At 68.9% G+C, this 18,421-nt stretch carries 15 protein-coding genes; 8 read left to right on the forward strand and 7 right to left on the reverse strand.

Translation table 11 applies throughout. From position 1 onward, the window contains the following. Window positions 1-81: 81 nt before the first annotated feature. Window positions 82-435 (reverse strand): hypothetical protein, encoded by a 354-nt coding sequence (locus AB0J09_RS30140; RefSeq protein WP_360698366.1) that lies wholly within the window; start codon window positions 433-435, stop codon window positions 82-84. 356 nt (window positions 436-791) lie between these two features. On the opposite strand from AB0J09_RS30140, the gene AB0J09_RS30145 reads away from it, so the two are divergent. The 3 genes from AB0J09_RS30145 to AB0J09_RS30155 all read left to right on the forward strand — a co-directional run bounded on the left by AB0J09_RS30145 (window position 792) and on the right by AB0J09_RS30155 (window position 5,330). Further along, window positions 792-1,541 (forward strand): glucose 1-dehydrogenase, encoded by a 750-nt coding sequence (locus AB0J09_RS30145; protein ID WP_360698368.1) that lies wholly within the window; start codon window positions 792-794, stop codon window positions 1,539-1,541. 406 nt (window positions 1,542-1,947) lie between these two features. Further along, window positions 1,948-3,768 carry an NAD(P)/FAD-dependent oxidoreductase gene (locus tag AB0J09_RS30150; RefSeq protein ID WP_360698370.1) on the forward strand — a complete coding sequence of 607 codons (1,821 nt, stop codon included), beginning with the start codon at window positions 1,948-1,950 and terminating at the stop codon, window positions 3,766-3,768. Then, on the forward strand, window positions 3,765-5,330 hold the full coding sequence (locus tag AB0J09_RS30155) for a hypothetical protein (RefSeq protein ID WP_360698372.1): 1,566 nt from the start codon (window positions 3,765-3,767) through the stop codon (window positions 5,328-5,330). The genes AB0J09_RS30150 and AB0J09_RS30155 overlap by 4 nt, the downstream gene beginning before the upstream one ends. A gap of 416 nt (window positions 5,331-5,746) precedes the next feature. Here the strand turns inward: AB0J09_RS30155 and AB0J09_RS30160 are convergent, their stop codons facing one another. Genes AB0J09_RS30160 through AB0J09_RS30180 form a run of 5 tightly spaced genes read right to left on the reverse strand, consistent with a single transcriptional unit; the run spans window position 5,747 to window position 11,291 of the window. Continuing rightward, complete coding sequence (locus tag AB0J09_RS30160) at window positions 5,747-6,721, reverse strand: aldo/keto reductase (RefSeq protein WP_360698374.1); 975 nt, start codon at window positions 6,719-6,721, stop codon at window positions 5,747-5,749. A gap of 3 nt (window positions 6,722-6,724) precedes the next feature. Further along, the gene (locus AB0J09_RS30165; RefSeq protein WP_360698376.1) at window positions 6,725-7,642 is read right to left on the reverse strand and encodes a carbohydrate ABC transporter permease; all 918 of its coding nucleotides are present in this window, start codon (window positions 7,640-7,642) and stop codon (window positions 6,725-6,727) included. A gap of 8 nt (window positions 7,643-7,650) precedes the next feature. After that, complete coding sequence (locus tag AB0J09_RS30170; protein ID WP_360698378.1) at window positions 7,651-8,550, reverse strand: sugar ABC transporter permease; 900 nt, start codon at window positions 8,548-8,550, stop codon at window positions 7,651-7,653. Then, window positions 8,547-9,968, reverse strand: a complete 1,422-nt coding sequence (locus AB0J09_RS30175) for a sugar ABC transporter substrate-binding protein (protein WP_360698380.1) — start codon at window positions 9,966-9,968, stop codon at window positions 8,547-8,549. The genes AB0J09_RS30170 and AB0J09_RS30175 overlap by 4 nt, the downstream gene beginning before the upstream one ends. Before the next feature lie 15 nt (window positions 9,969-9,983). Continuing rightward, entirely contained in the window at window positions 9,984-11,291 is a 1,308-nt protein-coding gene (locus AB0J09_RS30180; RefSeq protein ID WP_360698382.1) for an alpha-L-fucosidase, read from the reverse strand. Window positions 11,292-11,469: 178 nt separating this feature from the next. On the opposite strand from AB0J09_RS30180, the gene AB0J09_RS30185 reads away from it, so the two are divergent. From AB0J09_RS30185 to AB0J09_RS30200, 4 genes are read left to right on the forward strand one after another with little or no spacing between them, the layout of a single operon-like run. Next, window positions 11,470-13,212 (forward strand): glycoside hydrolase family 97 catalytic domain-containing protein, encoded by a 1,743-nt coding sequence (locus AB0J09_RS30185; protein WP_360698384.1) that lies wholly within the window; start codon window positions 11,470-11,472, stop codon window positions 13,210-13,212. Continuing rightward, a complete protein-coding gene (locus AB0J09_RS30190) occupies window positions 13,212-14,372 on the forward strand; it encodes a CBM35 domain-containing protein (RefSeq protein ID WP_360698386.1) in 1,161 nt (386 codons plus the stop codon). The genes AB0J09_RS30185 and AB0J09_RS30190 overlap by 1 nt, the downstream gene beginning before the upstream one ends. After that, on the forward strand, window positions 14,369-15,598 hold the full coding sequence (locus AB0J09_RS30195; RefSeq protein ID WP_360698388.1) for a hypothetical protein: 1,230 nt from the start codon (window positions 14,369-14,371) through the stop codon (window positions 15,596-15,598). Before AB0J09_RS30190 ends, AB0J09_RS30195 begins: the two co-directional genes overlap by 4 nt. 6 nt (window positions 15,599-15,604) lie before the next feature. Beyond that, on the forward strand, window positions 15,605-17,176 hold the full coding sequence (locus AB0J09_RS30200) for a hypothetical protein (protein WP_360698390.1): 1,572 nt from the start codon (window positions 15,605-15,607) through the stop codon (window positions 17,174-17,176). A gap of 187 nt (window positions 17,177-17,363) precedes the next feature. Here AB0J09_RS30200 and AB0J09_RS30205 read toward each other — a convergent pair whose 3' ends face one another. Continuing rightward, window positions 17,364-17,921, reverse strand: coding sequence for a hypothetical protein (locus tag AB0J09_RS30205; RefSeq protein ID WP_360698392.1), 558 nt, complete (start codon window positions 17,919-17,921; stop codon window positions 17,364-17,366). 207 nt (window positions 17,922-18,128) lie between these two features. On the opposite strand from AB0J09_RS30205, the gene AB0J09_RS30210 reads away from it, so the two are divergent. Next, the coding region (locus AB0J09_RS30210) for an undecaprenyl-diphosphate phosphatase (protein ID WP_360698394.1) at window positions 18,129-18,421 on the forward strand (293 nt) is incomplete at its 3' end.

The raw sequence follows: 18,421 nt of genomic DNA on the forward strand, positions 1-18,421 counted from the left end.
GACGTCGCCGCGCAGGCGAGTCACTCCGCGACGCCGTGATCGCGCCGGCCAGGTCAGGCTCTAAGGCAAGACGGCCACCCGCTACGCCGAGGACGGCCGCGACGCAAGGGTCCATACGGCCCAGGAGGGCTGAGGGCCCATGAGCGGCGGCTGCGACTCGCCGCGCCGGCGCGGGCCTCTTGGCGAGAACGCCGACAAGCATGCTGACCGCCAGAAGCAGATCCTCGCCGTCGAGATCCGCAGGGCCGGCCCCGCCCGCTGGGCCTCGGCAAGCTTGCCGGCCGGCACGTTGCCCACTCGATCGCGCATCGCCAGGGCGCGGGGGCCGGCGGTGTTCGCGTCGACCATGTCGATGAACGCGGTAGTGGCGATGATTTGCTCGGTGATCAGCGCGAGCACGTCGTCGAGTGTGGCACCGGGTTCCAGTTCGGCCACGCCGTCATTGAAGACGGCCAATGCGGGGCTGAGCCGGTCGGGGAAGTGCCGATGGAGACTGCCCTGGCCGACCCCCCGCAGTGCGAGCGACCAGGCTGAGCGGCGCGTCGTGGCCGACGTTCGCGAACACTTCGCGGGCCGCCGCGATCAGTGCCGCGCGATTGCGAGCGGCGACGCGGGGTCCCTTGTTCGCCGCACGTGCCAGGGACATGACTCTCACACTACCAACCGGACAACAGTGTCCACATTCTCAACGTCAGGATGCCCATTATTCGACAATGATCAGTCAGAAAGACTACATTGTCACCGGACATCACTGTCCGGTTGTGCTACCCGCTCCAGACAGGAGAGGACGTTTGAGCGCGTTCGACAACAAGATCTGCCTGATCATCGGCGCGGGCTCAGGCATTGGCCGGGCGATGGCGGTCGCCTTCGCCAAGGCCGGCGCTCGCGTCGTGGTCTGTGATGTCAACGAGGAGAGCGCCCGTCGCACCGCTGCCTACATCGGCGACGCCGCCCTCGCGGTGACCGCGGACATCGGCGACGAGGCGGCGGTCGCGGCCCTGGTGGAAACGGCGATCGACGCCTACGGCCGGATCGACGTTTTGTGCAACAACGCCGGGATCATGGACACGATGGCCTTGCCCGCCGACATCACCCTCGCCGAGTGGGAACGCGTCCTGCGCATCAACCTGACCGGCACGTTCCTGGTGACGCATACCGTGCTGCCGCACCTGCTGCGGCAGGGCGGTGGGGCGATCGTGAACACCGCCTCCGAGGCCGGTATCAGGGGCGGCGCGGCGGGCGCCGCCTACACCGCCTCCAAGCACGGCGTGGTCGGCCTGACCAAGAGCGTGGCCTGGGCCTACGCCAAGGACGGTATTCGCTGCAACGCCATCCTGCCCGGCCCCACCATGACCGGCATCGCCACCAGCGCCGGCTTCGACCCGACCGGCTCGGCCCGGCTCGGCCCTGTGATCGCCCTGGGCGAGCGCATGGCCCAGCCCGAGCAGATGGCCGACGCCGCCCTCTTCCTCACCTCCGACGCGGCCTCGTTCATCAACGGCGCGATCGTGCCGGTGGACGGCGGCTGGTCAGCGGCCTGACTCGATACCGAGAAAGAAGCATGAGCTGATCGAGACCATCCAGCAGGCACCGGAATATCTGCCCCAGCGCCTACGGCTCTGGAGCAGCCGGCGGAACGGGCCGAACTGCGCGAGCGCTGCCCGGTGGCGCCGATCCGGCCGGCCAGTGGCGACGAAGCGCTGCTGCTGACCCGCTGACACGTTCGCGCACGGGTCCGACACGCAGGTCAGTCTGAGCAAGTTCGCCTCTGAAGAGGAGGACACCGCTCAGGCCGAGTTCGCCTACGTGAGCGCCCACGTCGCCGGCAACCGCCAACATGATCGGCTGTTGGCAGCCATAACGAGAACGCCTTTGAGTACACCGCCGAGCTGGGCCTCACCCGCTCCCTCAATTCCCCACCTGATCTCCGGAATCGGAAAGGCATCCATGGACCACTCTTCGACGCCGCCTGCACATTTCACCGTCGCGGAACTGGGCTTCGACCCGGACGTGCTACGCGCCAGGTACCGCCACGAACGCGACCGCCGGCTGCGGCCTGACGGCAACGCCCAGTACCAGGGCGCCCGCGGCGAGTTCGGTTACTACGCCGCCGACCCGTACACCGAACGCGCCGAGCGGGAACCGGTCCGCGACCGGGTCGAGGCGCTGGTGGTGGGTGGCGGCTTCGGCGGGCTGCTCACCGGGGCCAAGCTCCGCGAGGCCGGCGTGGAGGACATACGGATGCTCGACGAGGCCGGCGACTTCGGCGGCACCTGGTACTGGAACCGCTACCCGGGCATCCACTGCGACATCGAATCATCGGTCTACCTGCCGCTGCTCGAAGAGGTCGGCTACCTGCCCACCATGCGGTACGCGCCCGGCGAGGAGATCCGCCAGCACGCCGTCGCGATCGCCAAACTCTACGACCTGTACCGCGACACGCTGTTCCACACCCGCGTCACGGAGCTGCGCTGGGACGACGCCACGACCGAATGGCAGGTACGCACCGACCGCGGCGACGACTTCCGGGCCCGCTACGTCGTGATGTCCGCCGGCACCCTGGCCCAGCCGAAGCTGCCCGGCATCCCGGGCATCGAGACGTTCCGCGGGCACACCTTCCACACCAGCCGCTGGGATTACGGCTACACCGGGGGAGACCAGAACGGCGGCCTGCACAAGCTCGCCGACAAGCGCGTCGCGGTCGTGGGCACCGGCGCCACCGGGATCCAGGTCATCCCGCACCTGGGGCGCGACGCACAGCACCTGTACGTCTTCCAGCGCACGCCCTCGTCGGTCGACGTACGCGACAACCGTCCCACCGACCCGGCCTGGGCCGCCTCGCTCAAGCCCGGCTGGCAGCAGGAACGGATGGAGAACTTCCTCACCGTCGTCACCGGCGGCCGCGCCGAACAGGACCTGATCAACGACGGCTGGACCAGCACCGCACGGCTGCAACGTCACCTGGTGGCCGGCACCGTCGACACCGCTCTGTCCCCCGAGCAACATGAGTACCTCGACGAGATCGCCGACTTCCAGAAGATGAACCAGCTCCGCGCCCGCGTGGACGAGATTGTCGGCGACCCCGCCACCGCCGAGCTGCTCAAGCCCTGGTACCGCTACATGTGCAAGCGGCCCACCTTCAGCGACTACTACCTGCAGACGTTCAACCGGCCCAACGTCACCCTGGTCGACACCGCCGACCACGGCGGCATCACCGCGATGACGGGGTCGGCGGTCGTGGTCGGCGAGCAGGAGTACGAGGTCGACTGCGTCATCTTCGCCACCGGCTTCGAGGTCGGCGTCTCCGGCATCGTCTCCGGCGCCCTGCCGGTGTACGGCCGGGGCGGCGCGCCCCTGCTCGGCACCTGGCGGCAGGGCCCGCGCACGCTGCACGGCTTCTACAGCCACGGCTTCCCGAACCTGTTCCACCTGGGCCCGCTGCAGAACGCCTCCGCGGTCAACTTCATACACATCCTGCAGGAGCAGGCCACCCACATCGGCGCCGTCGTCGCCGAGGCCCGCCGGCGTGGCATCGCGTCGGTCGAGCCGACCGAAGACGCCGAGGAGGCATGGGTCGCCACCATCCGGGAGCTGGCACCGGACAACATCCGGTTCCAGGCCGAATGCACGCCCGGCTACTACAACGGCGAGGGCAAGCCCCGCCCGGTCAGCCAGACGTACGGGCCCGGCCCCATCGCCTTCCACGACCTGCTGCGCCGCTGGCGCGCCGAGGGCGGCATGGACCAGGTGCTGGCGGGCGACCGATGAACCGCCGGGAAGTCGAGCGTCTCATCCGGGCGCGCCCGCTGTGGGGATCGAACGGCATGGCGTTCGGGCCCGACGGACGCCTGTACGTGGCCCAGTTCCTCGCCGGGCAGATCAGCGCCGTCGACCTGGCCACCGGCGACGTCGAGGTGGTCGTGCCACCGGACGGGCCCCTGCACTCCCCCGACGACCTCGCCTTCGACATCGACGGCGCGATGTACGTGACCGACCTGGTCCCGGGCCGGGTGTGGCGGCGCGACCCGGCCGGGAACTTCGCGCTCGTCACTGACGAGATCACCGCACCCAACGGCATCGCCTGCGTCGGCACGCGGGTGTTCGCCAACGAGATGATCCCGGGTGGACGCCTGCTGGAGCTGTCCCCGGCAGGCGACGACCCCACGGTGCTCACGGCGGACCTCGCCATGGGCAACGCCATGCAACTCGGCCCGGACGGGCAGCTCTACTACCCCCACATGCTCACCGGCGAGGTGTTCCGCATCCCGCTCGACGGCGGCGAGCCGGAACTGGTGGCCGCGGACGTCCCGGATCCGGTCGCCGTACGCTTCGACCGCGGCGGTGCCCTGCTGGTCCTCTCCCTCGGTGAGAGCGGGACCGTCACGCGCGTCGACCTGACCGGCACCGGTGAGCGGTCCGCCATCGTCAGCGAACTCAACGCCCTGGACAACGCCGCCTTCGATGCCGACAACCGGATGTTCGTCTCCAGCTACGCCCACGGCGGCGTCGCCGAGCTCGCGGCCGACGGACGTACCCGCGAGATCGTGCCCCGCGGCCTCGGCGGCCCCTTCGGGGTGACCATCGATCTCGGCGGCGCCGTCCACGTGGCCGACCACTACCGCCTCACCCAGCCCGCCGAGCGACCGGACGAAGACGTCACCACCACCGAACTGCTGAACTTCGTGCACGGCGTCGCCGCCGACGGCGACCTGCTCCACACCACCTCCCAGTACGGGCAGGTATGCACCTACGACCGGCGCTCCGGCACGGTGCGCACCCGGGCCCGCGGCCTGAACCGTCCGCTGGGCATCGCCGTGCGTGCCGACGGCACCCTGCTGGTCGCCGAGTCCGGCGCCGGCCGCGTCGTCGCCCTCGACCACGACGACCAGGTCAGCGTGCTGGCCGAGGGCCTAGGCCGCCCGGTCGACGTGGCCGTCGACGCCGACCAGCGCTGCTACGTCAGTGACGAGCAGCTCGCCGCGGTGTACCGCGTCGAGCACGGCGTACCCGCACTGCTCGCCGGCGGGCTCGGCACCCCGCAAGGCATCACCGTCAGCGACGGCATCGTGTACGTCGTCGAGACCACCCACCGCCGGCTGCTCGCCATCGACCTCGCCACCGGCGACGTCGAGATCGAGGCCGACTCCCTTCCGGTCGCGTCCCCGGCGGGACTGCCCCGCCCGGAACCCGACCTGTTCATCGCGCCCGGCCTGCCCGGGATACCGCGTCCGTTCGCCGGGATCGCGGCCACGGCGGACGGCTCCCTGGTCATCGCGGCGAACGGCGACGGCAGCGTTCTGCTCCTGCATCCCGAGGAGACCGCACCATGAGTACCGCCCCCGGCAGAACCCCTTGTTCGTCTCGACGGTGGCCAGCACCGTGGTCACGGCCCTCCACGCAGGTCCGTGCGATGAGCCCCAAAGTAGAGGTATTGCCGCAGGCCACAGAAGCCACGGCGCCGGACATGGCAAAGGGACGCCGCGGACCAAGACGAGAGCCTGAGGCGCCCTTCGGGCTCTAGCCGCGGACGTCGATTCGGGTCACGGTGGGGGACGTGAAGCCTGTCTCGATCGTGGTGGCCGCAGTCGGTGTGAATCTTGGACGCGACGTAGAGCAGCGTCCAGGAGGCGCCGCTGCCCAGACGGTTCATCGTCCGGTCGTGGTCATGCCACGATCGTGCCGGTCGCCCGGGCAGCGGGCGGCCCCCGCCAGGAGCCAAGGTCCTGGTTTTTAAGGGGGAGATCCCCTATGCCTCGATGCCCGCCTCCTTGGCGGCGCCGTCGATGGCGGTCAGTTCCTCGTCGGTGAAGTCGAGCCGGTCCACGGCGGCCACGTTGGCCTCCAGTTGCTCGGGGCTGGAGGCGCCGACCAGCACCGATGTGACGCGCGGATCCCTGAGCGCCCAGGCCAGGGAGAGCTGCGCCACCGTCTGCCCGCGGGACGAGGCGAGCTCGGAGAGCGCCCGCACGAACGTCAGCACCTGCGGCGTGACCCTGTCGGGGGTCAGGAAGCGCGCCTCGGCGGCCCGCGAGTCGGCCGGGATGCCGTTGAGGTAGCGGTCGGTGAGCAGGCCCTGGGCCAGCGGCGAGTAGACCACGCAGCCGACGCCCTCCTGCTCGAGCACGCCCAGCAGGTCCCGCTCGATCCACCGGTTGAGCAGCGAGTAGGACGGCTGGTGGATCAGCAGCGGGGTGCCGAGGTCGCGCAGCAGCCGGGCCGCCTGCGCGGTGCGCTCGGGCGAGAAGTTGGACACGCCCACGTACAGGGTGCGTCCTGTGCGCACCATGTGGTCGAGCGTGGCCACCTGCTCTTCCAGCGGCGTGTCCTCGTCGTCGCGGTGCAGGTAGAAGATGTCCACGTAGTCGAGGCCGAGCCGCTCCAGCGACCGGTCCAGCGTGGCGAGCAGGTGCTTGCGCGAGTTGCCCTTGCCGTACGGGCCGTCCCACATGGGGTTGCTGCCCTTGGTGGTGACCACCACCTCGTCACGCAGCGACCGTGGCAGCAGCCGGTTGAACGTGGCCTCCGCGGCGCCGAGCGGCGGGCCGTAGCGGTCGGCGATGTCGAAGTGCGTGATGCCGAGGTCGAGTGCCTTGTTGAAGATGGCCCGCTGGCTGTCGAGGGATTTGCCACCGCCGAAGTTGTGCCACAGGCCGAGCGACACGGCGGGGAGGAGCAGACCGCTACGGCCGCACCTTCTGTACGGCTGGCGTTCGTAGTCCAACGATTACCTTCCTGCGATTCCGGTGAGCGTGACGCCCCGGATGAACGTCTTCTGTGCCAGGAAAAAGATGATAAGGATGGGCAACATTGACACTAGCGCGACGGCCATCATCTGGTTGTACTGGGTCACGTACTGACCGTTGAACATGCCGAGCCCCTGCGCGAGAGTGATCTTCTCCATCGAGCGCAGGTAGATCGAGTTCTCCAGGTACTGGTTCCAGTTGGCGACGAAGGAGAACAGGCAGATCGCCGCGATGGCCGGCTTGGCCAGCGGCAGCATGACGCTCCACAGGATGCGCAGCTCGGAGGCGCCGTCGATGCGGGCGGCGTCGATGAGCTCCTGCGGGATCGTGGTGAAGAACTGGCGCAGCAGGAAGATGTAGAGCGCCACGCCGAAGAACTCCGGCACGATCAGCGGCAGGTACGTGTCCACCCAGCCGAGCTTGGAGAACATCACGAACTTGGGCACCAGCGTGATCTCGCGCGGGATCATCATGGTTGCCAGCAGCGCCGCGAACATGACACCCGCCGCCCGCGCCCGCAGCCTGGCGAACGCGTACGCGGGCAGGATGCACGAGATGAGGTTGCCCGCCATGGACAGCGCGGTGATCACGATCGTGTTCACCAGGAACCGGTTGAACGGCAGCGACCCGCTCCAGCCCTTGGCGTAGTTGTCGAAGTTGAAGGAGTCGGGCAGCCACTGCGGCGGGAAGGCCAGGTTCTCCGCGTCCGACTTGAGCGAGGTCGTCAGCATCCACAGGAACGGCAGCAGGAACACCGCCGAGCTGATGATCAGCAGGATGTACGCGCCGGAGCGCCGGATCCTCCTGATGTGCTCGGCCTGCTGCGAGGTCAGGGACGTGCCGCCCGGCCGGGTGGGCGCGGGCCCCTTGCGTCGGCGTTCCGCGGTCTCGAGGAGCATCGGCGACCTCACTTGAACTCGTAGTGCACCCAGCGCCTGGCCAGGCTGAACTGGATCGCGGTCACGGCGATGACCAGCACGAACATCGCCCACGACAGCGTCGCCGCGTACCCCATGTCGAAGTAGACGAACGCGTGCCGGTAGATGTAGAGACCCAGCACCATCGTCGCGTTGCCGGGGCCGCCCTCGGTCATGACCAGGATGAGCACGTAGCTCTGCAGGGCGGCGATGAACCCGGTCACGACGTTGAAGAAGATGACCGGCGACATCATCGGCACGGTCACGCTCCAGAACCGGCGCCACCACCCCGCCCCGTCGATCTCGGCGGCCTCGTAGAGTGTCTTCGGGATGCCCTGCAGCCCGGCCAGGTAGATGACGATCGTGTTGCCCGCGCCCCACACGCTCATCAGCACGAGCCCGGGGATGGCCCACTCCTGCGAGGCCAGCCAGCCGGGGCCCTGGATGCCGAACGACGCCAGCACCTTGTTGATCAGCCCGTAGTCGGGGTGCAGGATGTTCAGCCACAGCAGCGCCGTGGCCAGGCCCGACACCACCGAGGGCAGGTACATCACCGTGCGGAACAGGCCCTGCAAGCGCAGCGGCTGGTTGAGCAGCAGCGCCAGCAGGAGCGTGAACGTCACACCGAGCGCCACCGACCCGACGCCGTACTCCACGGTGTTCCCGATCGACTCCCAGAACTCGGGGTCGTTGACCATGCGCACGTAGTTGGCGAAACCCACCCACTTCGGCGGCTGCAGGAGGTTCCAGTCCATGAAGCTCAGCACGATGGCGCCGAGGATCGGGCCCGCGCTGAAGAGCACGAACCCGATCACCCACGGCGAGACGAACAGGTGGAACCGTCGCGCCTCGCGGCGTGCCAGGGTGCTGGGGGCGCTGACGGCGGTCATGCGATCTTGTTCTCGGCCAGTAGGGGCGTGACCTTGTCGGCGATCTCCTTCAGCGCGTCGTCAGCGCTGATCTTGCCGAGCATCGCCCGCTCCCAGATGGGCTTGGCCGTGTCGACGACCTTCTTGTTGGCCGGCAGCCGCAGCACGCCGTCGTCGGAGGCGTAGTCGGCCAGGATCTCCTTGACCAGCTTCGCCGTCTCGTCGGGGATGCCGACCGCCTTGGCGTTGTCGTCCCAGGCGGACTGTCGGGCGGGCGAGGTGATCTGGCGGAACTTGTAGCCGGAGGACGACAGGAACTCGTGCATGTAGAGCCAGGCGGCGTCCTTGTTCTGCGACGAGGCCGTCATCACCAGCGCGCTGCCCACGGCCGGGCTGAAGCGGCCCGCCGGGCCCTTGGGCACGTGCGTGGCGCCCCACTTGAACGCCTTCTGCTTCGACAGCTCCAGCATCAGCCAGGCGCCGTTGATCAGCATGGCCGCGTGCCCGGTCTTGAACGGGTCCACCTTCTCCAGCAGCTGCAGCTCGGCCAGGCTCGGCACCGCCTTGTCCTTGACCAGCAGGTCGAGCCAGCGCCCCATGGCCTCCCTGGCCGCGGGCTCGTTGATCAGCACCTTGGACTCGGTGGCGTCCAGGAACCTGCCGCCGAACGGCATCAGGAAAACAGCGCTGAGGTCGGGGGCCGGGACCGGCATGGGGGAGAAGCCGTAGATCTTCTCCGCGCCCGATCCGCTGGTCATCTTCCTGGCCGTCTCGAAGAGCTTGTCGAACGTCCAGCTCTCGTCCGGGTAGTCGATGCCGGCCTTGTCGAACAGGTCCTTGTTGTAGAAGAGCAGCTTGGGCGCCATGTCGGTGGGCAGACCGTACAGCTTGCCGTCGCGCTTGAAGTAGCCGAGCCCGCTCTGCGGGATGTCGTCCATGTCGAACTCGGGCGTCTTGGCGATGTACTCGTCCACCGGATGCAGCACCTGATTGGAGATGAGGTTCTGCGTCCAGGAGTAGTGGTTGTACAGCACGTCGGGCAGCGTGCCGCCGGCAGCCTGCGTCATGTACTTCGTCAGGAACTGGTCGAAGGGCGACGACTCGCGTTTGATCTCGATGTTCGGGTGGCGCTTCTTGAAGAAGAAGTCGAACTGGGCGTTGCGCACCTCGGTGACCGCGTCCGTGGTCATCGCCACCGTGATCGTCACCTTGGACGCCGGGTCCGGCACGTTCGTCTTCGGCCACGTCAGCGAGTTGTTGAGCTGCTCGGCCGCCTCATAGGGCCAGGCGTCGCTGCCCGGCCGGTTGGGGTCGATCAGCTGCGCGCCGGACTTGACGGGAGCCGCGGCCTGCTTCTGCTGCCTGGTGTCCGCGCAGGCGGACAGCACGGGCGCGGTCGCGGCCGCCACCGCCAGGGCCAGCATCCGGCGACGGTTCATCTCCATGGGGGCCTCTCAAAGGAAGAGCTCGATCACCGGCACCGCCACGTCGGGGCGCTGCACCGGGAGCTGGAGGGTCAGGGTTCCGGGCGGCAACGCGCCCAGACGGGTGTGGCCGCTGTCCACGGCCGGGTCGGGGACCAGGATGCGGATCTCCGAGGCGTCGTTGAGCAACTGCGCGTAGCGCACCTTTCCCGCCAGCCCCGGCAGGTGGAGGTGCTTGTACGGCCAGGCGAACGGGTGCACGTAGAGCCGGTCGCCGCGCTGGGTGTAGCGGCAGTCCGGCGGGGCCTCGTACGTGCTCGGGCCGGCGCCGTAGATGGAGCGGCCGTGCAGCCGCGTCCACTCCCCGATGCCGCGCAGCGACTCCAGCGCCCGAGGGTCGAACGCGCCGCGCCCGTTCGGGCCGACGTTGAGCAGCAGGTTGCCGTCCTTGGAGACGGTGTCGACCAGCATGCGAACCAGCAGGTCCACCGGCTTGTAGTCGAGGTTGTCGCGGTCGTAGCCCCAGCTGCCGTTGAGCGTCTGGCAGGCCTCCCACACCTGCGCGGGCGGCGCCACCGGCTGGTACTGCTCGGGCGTGGTGAAGTCGCCGGGGATCTCCAGGCGGTCGTTGATCAGGATGTTCGGCTGCAGCGTGCGGACCAGCGCGGCCAGCTCCTCCGAACGCCAGTCCGCCGCGCCCTTGCCGCCGGGTGTGAGCCGGCCGTTGCGGACCCGCTTGGAGTAGGAGAAGTCAAACCACATCGTGTCGATTCGGCCGTACCGGGTGAGCAGCTCTTCGACCTGGCTGTGCAAATAGGACTGATAAATCTCGATATTTCGGTCATCATGGGTGATGTTCTCGGCGTATGCCGGGTGCAGGCCGTCGATCGGGAAGTGCGGGTGGTGCCAGTCGATCAGCGAGTGGTAGAAGCCCACCCCGAGGCCGCGTGCCCGGAACGCCTCGACGACCGGGCCGACCAGGTCCTTGCCGTACGGCGTGTTCGCGACCGAGTAGTCGGTCTGGGCCGAGTCCCACAGGCAGAAGCCGTCGTGGTGCTTGGTGGTCAGCACCATGTAGCGCATCCCCGCGGCGGCCGCCGCCTCCGCCCATGCGTCCGGGTCGAACAGGTCTGGATCGAAGTGGTCGAAATAGGGCTGGTACTGCTCGTCCGTGAGGCGCTCCCGCTGCTTGACCCATTCGTGCCGGGCGGCGAGTGCGTAGAGCCCCCAGTGGATGAACAGCCCGAAGCGTTGCTCACGGAACTCGGCCAGCCGGGCGGCAGAGGTCGGATGTATCAACGGGCTGGGTTGCTGGTCGTCTGGCAGTCCGTGAGGCATGGCCGTACCGTAGACCCGGTAATTAACTTCGTCAAGAATTGAATTGAAAGCGCTTGCAACCTAGGCTCTAGCGCACTGTGAGGAGATCCGGACGCCTTGAGCGACCGCCGCACCGCGCGTATGGGCGGATGGTGAGGCGCGATCGACTCCTCCTATCTCTTGTCTCCTGGAGGGCATCGTGCCGAATTGGACGCTCAGCGACGAGGACCTGGAAGCAGCGCTCGCCCTTTCCCCCGAGGGACAGCTCACTCTCGAGGTGCGGCACGCCGGGCGCGTGGTGATCGAGCCATCCAGGCTCGGCATCAGAACCGCCCATGAGGACCTCAGTGAGGGGCTCGTCCTGTCCGGGATGTCCGAGCGGAGGATCGAGGAGTCCTATCGGACGCTGATCGGCAAGCGGCGCGAGCACCGCTACGAGGCCGGCGAGTGGACGCTGTCGTTCACCAAGGGCACGCACCGGCTCGACCTGCAGATCCGGGTCGGCGGGCACGGCGTGGCGTACCGGTACGTGGTCCCGTGGACAGGGCCGGTCACCGTCGTGGAGGAGATCTCCGAATACGTGGTGCCGGGCGCGGCCCGCGCGGTGCTGCTCCCGTACGAGAACGGCCGGTGCGACTACGAGGAGATCCACCGGCACAGCACGGTCGCCGGCGCCGAGCCCATCCTGTACGGCTACCCCTCGCTCTTCGAGGTCGGCGGCTCCTGGCTGCTGGTCACCGAGTCGAACCTGGACAGCGGCTACGCCGGCTCCCGCCTGCGCTTCGACGGCCGCTCGTTCCGGCTCGACCTGCCCGACCCGTACGTGACCGCGGCCAGCCCGCTCACGACCCCGTGGCGCACGGTGATCGTCGGCGATCTGGCCACGATCGTGGAGAGCGACCTGATCACCAGCCTCGCGGAGGCGTCCAAGGTCGAGGACACCTCCTGGATCAAGCCGGGGGCCGCTGCCTGGTCGTGGTGGTCCGACGGTCCCTCCACCCGCGACCTGGACGCCCAGAAGCGCTGGGTCGACTTCGCCGCCCGGAACGGCTGGCCGTACGTGCTGGCCGACGCGGGCTGGAACAAGGAGTGGATGCCCGAGCTGATCGCCTACGCCAACGAGAAAGGCGTCGGCATCTGGCTCTGGTCGCACTGGCAGCACGTGGACACCGAGCTGGAGCACCGCGAGAAGCTCGCACTCTGGAAGGAGTGGGGCGCGGTCGGCGTGAAGATCGACTTCACCGAGTCCGACGGCCAGGACCGGATGCGCTGGTTCGACGCCATCCTGGCCGCCACCGCCCGGCTGGAGCTCATGGTGGTCTTCCACGGCGGCACGATCCCGCGCGGCACCGAGCGGACCTGGCCGCAGTTCATGACCGCCGAAGCGGTCAAGGGCGCCGAGTGGATCAAGCCGAAGCCCGGCAAGCAGCCGCTCTACCAGCCTGCCCATTACCTGTCGCTGGCCTTCACCCGCAACGTGCAGGGCCCGATGGACTTCACGCCGTGCACGTTCACCGGCGTGCGCACGATCTCGGCCGGATTCGAGCTCGCGCTCTCGGTGATCTTCGAGTCCGGCGTCCAGCACTTCGCCGACGGCATCGAGGCCTACGAAGCCCGGCCGGAGGCCCTGCGGCTGCTGTCCGCCGTCCCCACCGCCTGGGACGAGACGCGGCTGCTGTCCGGCGACCCCGCCGACCACATCCTGCTGGCCAGGAGGAGCGGCGGCGAGTGGTACGTCGGCGCGGGCGTGTCGGGCGAGGCCCGCACGCTCACCGTGCCGCTCGACTTCCTCGACCAGGGGGAGTGGGCGGCCGAGATCTACCGGGACGCCCCAGGCGACCGGATCCTCGCCGAGACGGTCACCGTCTCCGCCGGGGGCAAGCTCGACCTCGCCGTCCCCCCCAACGGCGGGTTCACCCTCCACCTGAGGAGAAAGAGCTGATGAACAAGCGAATCACCGGCGCCTTAGCCGCCCTGGCAGTCGCCGCCGCCGCCGCACTGCCCGCCGCCACCCCCGCCGCCGCGGCCGCCTGGACGCCGCGCTGGAGCCCGAGCCCCGCGAACGACACCGTCGCCGAGGCGTTCGAGGGTATCGAGGACGACCGCGCCGGCTCCCACCCCGGCGTCACCCACATCTACGTCTCCGGCGACGCCTACCGCTTCGACATGCACACCCAGGACCGCGACGGCGACGACCGCCAGCGCAACGAGGTCAAGGGCATGCGGACCGGCAGCAGCTCGTACCTCAAGATCCTCGAGAACGAGACCTGGCGCATCAGCTACCAGATGTACATCCCGACCTCCCTGGACGCGACCAGCGGCTTCACGCACATCGCGCAGATGAAGGTGCCCGGCTCCGGCGCGCCCCTCTACACGATGTCGCTGCCGATCTCCGGCGGCACGCCCAAGATCAACGTACGGTACTGGGACGAGGCCGAGCAGACCCACGAGGTCGGCAACACGAACCTGGAACCGATCCAGGGCAAATGGGTGGACACGACGTTCGAGTTCAAGGCGTCCGACAGCGGCTACCTGCGCTGGACGCTCAAGAGCGGCTCCACGACGCTGGTGGACAAGCGCCTGGACAACACGGACCTGTGGCGGCTGGACACCGACTACCTGCGGCCCAAGTGGGGCATCTACCGCAGCATCAACAGCTCCGGCCTGCAGAACACCTACCTGTTGATCAGGAACCTCCAGGCCTACCAGCTCACCGGCGGCGACTCGGGTGACGCGTCCTCGTACGAGGCCGAGCAGGGCTCCTTCAGCGGCACGGCCCGCACCGCGTCCTGCTCCGGCTGCTCGGGCGGCACCAAGGCCGGCTGGATCGGCGGCGGCTCCGGCAACGCGGTCACGCTCAACGTCCAGTCGTCCGCGGCCGGCTCGCGCCGGCTCACCGTGGACGGCGTGGTCAGCGGCACGCGCAGCTTCCAGGTCAGCGTGAACGGCGGCGCCGCCCAGACCGTCTCGCTGACCGGCACGGACTGGAACACGCCCGTCTCCAAGACCGTCTCGGTGCAGCTCAACGCGGGCGCCAACACCATCCGCTTCTTCAACGACAGCGCCAGCGCGCCCGACCTCGACAAGGTGACGATCCAGTGAGAAAGCACGGCCCGCGCCTGGCGGGCGCTCTGGCGGCGGTGGCGCTGCTCCTGCAGGTGGTACCGGCGGCTCAGGCCGCCGGCCCCGCCACCACCGCCGCGTCCACCATTGGGGCGCCTCGCTGGGAGACGCGGTGGAACCCCAGCCCGTGGCGCGACGGCGTCAACGCGTTCGAGGCTCTGGAGGACGACCGGCGCGGCTCGCACCCCGAGGGCCTGCCGCACGTGCACGCCGAGAAGAACTACTGGCGGTTCGACGCCCACCTCGAGGACCGCGACGGCTCCGACCGGATGCGCAACGAGGTACGCGGCATGCGCGCCTCCGACGGCACGCCGTTGGAGATCCGCAAGGACGAGACCTGGCGGATCACGTACCAGATGTACATTCCCGACACCCTCGACGCGACCACGAACTTCACGCACATCTGGCAGCTGAAGAACTCCGACGTCGGCACCCCGATCGCGCAGATCTCGCTGCCGATCGTGAACGGCGTGCAGAAGATCGCGGCCCGCTACTGGACGCTGGAGGACAACAAGTCGCACGACTTCGCCACGGCCGACCTGGAGCCCATCCAGAACAAGTGGGTCACGACCACCATCGAGTTCAAGTCCGGCGACTCGGGCTACATGCGGTGGGTGCTGCGTGACGGGTCACGGACGATCGTGGACCAGAAGGCCGACGGCATCGATCTGTGGTGGACGCAGGAGCAGTACAACCGGCCCAAGTGGGGCATCTACCGCAGCATCAAGAGCGCCGGGCTGCAGGAGACGTACCTGCTGGTCAAGGACCTGAAGGCGGAGCAGCTCGGGCCGGCGACGCCGCCGGTGAAGCTGCCGCCGCCTGACCGGAGCCCCGGGACGTACGAGGCCGAGCGGGTCGGGAACGTCTTCGAGGGCGCGGCCGAGCCCGCCTACTGCGCCGTCTGCTCCGGCGGGCGGAAGGTGATCCTCATCGGCGGCAACACCTACGACTACGCCGTGGTCAGGGGCGTGCTGTCGGAGACCACCGGGACCAAGCAGATGACCGTGCACGCGCTGGTGGACGGCTCGCAGTCGTTCTCGGTCAGCGTCAACGGCGGCGACGCCATCCAGGTGCCGATGACCGGGACCAAGGACACGGTGACGACCGCGACCGTGCCGGTGGACCTGGTGGCCGGGGTCAACACGATCCGGTTCTTCGGCCTGACCGCGCGCGGCCCCGAACTCGACAAGATCATGATCAAGTAGGTGGGCATGGCAAACGATCTCAGCAGGCGGGCCGTGCTCGCCGCGGGGGGCGCGCTGGTGCTGTCGGCGGCGGGCGCGGGGCCCGCGAGCGCCTCGACGGTCTGGCAGTCTCGCCTGGTGCGTTACGACCGGGGGCGGCTGGCCTACGAGCAGGACGCCGAGGCCAACCGGATCCCCGACTTCAGCCACGCCGGCTACCGCAACGGCGAGCGGCCCATCCCGCACGTGCCGGTCGTCAAGACGATCCGCCCGGTCGAGGGCGACAACACCGCCCACGTCCAGGCGGCTCTCGACGAGGTGGCCGCGCTGCCCCGCGAGCGGCGCGGCGCCCTGCTCCTGCTGCCCGGCGTCTATCCGGTGGCGGGCACCCTGTACGTACGGGCGAGCGGCATGGTGCTGCGCGGCACCGGCGACGGCGAGGACCCGGCGAGCAACACGATCATCAAGGCCACCGGGAACAACCCGAAGGACCGCGACGTGATCGTGGCCGGCGGCGCCGCGGGCGGCGGCTGGACGGGCGAGGTCGCGGGCACCCGCACCGACATCACCACCGACTTCGTGCAGGTGGGCTCGCGCGAGTTCCAGGTGGCGAACCCCGGCGCGCTGCGGCCCGGCGACAACATCGTGATCACCCATCCCTGCACCGAGGAGTGGCTGAAGGCCATCGACTACGGCGGCCACGACGTGGGGCCGGCGTGGCAGGTGGGCGAGCACCCGCTCATCTACAACCGCTATATCCACGAAGTCTCCGGAAATGTCGTGAAAATCGATGTCCCGGTCTTCAACCACCTCAACCGCGCCCTCTCCACGTCGTTCCTCTACAAGTGGGACAGGGCCGGGCTGGTCACCCAGGTGGGCGTGGAGCGGCTGCGCGTGGACATCGAGTACCACGGCGACCCGGAGCAGGACGAGGACCACGCCTACAACGCGATCGTCCTGCTGCGCACCGAGGACTCCTGGGTACGGAACTGCACCATGCTCCACTTCACCCAGGCCGGGGTCGCCACCCAGGAGACCACCCGCGCCACGGTCGAGGACTGCCGGGCCATCGACCCGGTCAGCATCGTGACGGGGAGCAGGCGCTACAACTTCAACACCTACGTCTACTCCCAGCAGGTGCTCTTCCGCGACTGCTACGCCTACAAGGCCCGGCACGCGTTCGTCTCCAACGGCCACAGCACCGTCTCCGGAGTCGTCTTCCTGCACGGCACCTCGGAATACGCCCTGAACTCCAGCGAGGGCCACCGCCGCTGGTCGCAGGGCCTGCTGTACGACGGCCACAAGGACATCGACCCGCACTACGACTACACGCTCGGCCTCTACAACCGGGGCCGGTACGGCACCTCGCACGGGTGGTCGGCGGCCCATTCGGTGGCCTGGAACTGCGACGTGTCGACCAGCAGGCTGATCGTGCAGAAGCCGCCGACCGCCCAGAACTACGCGATCGGCTGCCACGGCACGATCACCGGCGACGGGCCGTTCCAGCAGCCGGCCGGGTACATCGAGGGCGCGAACCAGCCCGGGCTTCTCCCGCCCTCGCTCTACCAGGCACAGCTCGTGGACCGCCTCCGCCCCTGACCCGGCGCAGCCGCTGACTCCAGGGCGCTCGAGCGGCTGCGCCTCCACCACCCGCCCCGCCGCCGGGCCTCGGCCCGCGTGCCCTCGCACTCGCGGCGGGGTGACGGCGCGCCTCTCGTGGGGGAGAGGCGCGCCGTCGTGGCCTGACACGACCGGACGGCCGTACCGGGGCCCCGGCGGGGCAGGACTAGCGCACGACCTTGGTCTTGACCGGCTTGCCGTAGCCCCAGCTGGAGATGCCGCCGATGCGCTTGAGCTCCTCCTCGCTCATCTGGTCGACGCCGGTCTGCGCGTTGAACGAGAGCACGCCGAGGATGGCCGTGAGCGTGCCCTTCACATCGGGGCCGGTCTTGAGCTGGAACTTGAAGTCCACCGATTCGCCGACCGGCACCGCCTTGCCCACCGAGCAGTACAGGAAGCCCTTCTCCACCGCACACTCGCTGCCCTTGGGGCCGAACCCCTTGGCCTTGCGGGAGTCCAACCCCTTGGGCAGTTGGAAGACGATCTGGTAGTCGGTCGCTTCGGCGGTGTGGGGACCGCGGTTGGTGCCGACCACGGCGTACTGGAGTGTGCCGCCGGGCCGGATCTGCTGGGTGCCCTTCACCTCCACGTCGAACTTGGAGTACGGCTCGTCGGCGGCCTTGGCCGAGGTGGCGGCCGTAGCGGATGCCGGGGTGAGCAACGCGGCGCCGGCCAGCGGGGCAATCACGGCGATAGTGGCGATCTTGCTGATGACTTGACGCATCGGCGTCTCCTTGAACAGGGGGTGCGCGGATGCAGGGAGCGCTCCTGGGACCCCAGTTCTGACAGGAAAGGATCTCCACAGTTATCCCTTATTGTCCACTGGGTCGCAAGAGGATCATCAGCACCATTGCCGCACCGCGTTTGGGCGAACGCGAACCGAGCCACCGTGGTCGTGTGTCCGAGCTCCGGCGGCGATCGGGCGCTACGGATGCGCGAGACCAGCACAGTGGTGTCCGAGATCGGCAGCGCGTCCGAGTCGTACGGTGCAGGGCGGCGTCAACGCTCCAGGTGGAGCAGGCAGCCCTCGGGGACGCTCGCCCTGCTCTTCGCCGGCTTCTCCCGCTCGGGCGCGACGATGGCCACCGCGCTCGTCCTGGACCTGGACCGTGTAGCGGCGACCCGCCTGTCCTTCTTCCTCGGCATTCCCGCGTTGACCGGCGCGGGCCTGTACGAACTCAAGGACGCCCTCGGCTCCGAGGTCGGCGGGATCGGTCCCGTGCC

This window comes from Nonomuraea sp. NPDC049784, from assembly GCF_040659615.1.
Lineage (GTDB): Bacteria > Actinomycetota > Actinomycetes > Streptosporangiales > Streptosporangiaceae > Nonomuraea.

What these genes read in the sequence shown, in the direction of transcription:
- AB0J09_RS30150 (WP_360698370.1), top strand. Translation starts at nt 1,948, where the DNA reads ATGGACCACTCTTCGACGCCGCCTGCACATTTCACCGTCGCGGAACTG.
- AB0J09_RS30155 (WP_360698372.1), top strand. Translation starts at nt 3,765, where the DNA reads ATGAACCGCCGGGAAGTCGAGCGTCTCATCCGGGCGCGCCCGCTGTGG.
- AB0J09_RS30200 (WP_360698390.1), top strand. Translation starts at nt 15,605, where the DNA reads ATGGCAAACGATCTCAGCAGGCGGGCCGTGCTCGCCGCGGGGGGCGCG.
- AB0J09_RS30170 (WP_360698378.1), bottom strand. Translation starts at nt 8,550, where the DNA reads ATGACCGCCGTCAGCGCCCCCAGCACCCTGGCACGCCGCGAGGCGCGA.
- AB0J09_RS30175 (WP_360698380.1), bottom strand. Translation starts at nt 9,968, where the DNA reads ATGAACCGTCGCCGGATGCTGGCCCTGGCGGTGGCGGCCGCGACCGCG.
- AB0J09_RS30190 (WP_360698386.1), top strand. Translation starts at nt 13,212, where the DNA reads ATGAACAAGCGAATCACCGGCGCCTTAGCCGCCCTGGCAGTCGCCGCC.
- AB0J09_RS30205 (WP_360698392.1), bottom strand. Translation starts at nt 17,921, where the DNA reads ATGCGTCAAGTCATCAGCAAGATCGCCACTATCGCCGTGATTGCCCCG.
- AB0J09_RS30180 (WP_360698382.1), bottom strand. Translation starts at nt 11,291, where the DNA reads ATGCCTCACGGACTGCCAGACGACCAGCAACCCAGCCCGTTGATACAT.
- AB0J09_RS30165 (WP_360698376.1), bottom strand. Translation starts at nt 7,642, where the DNA reads ATGCTCCTCGAGACCGCGGAACGCCGACGCAAGGGGCCCGCGCCCACC.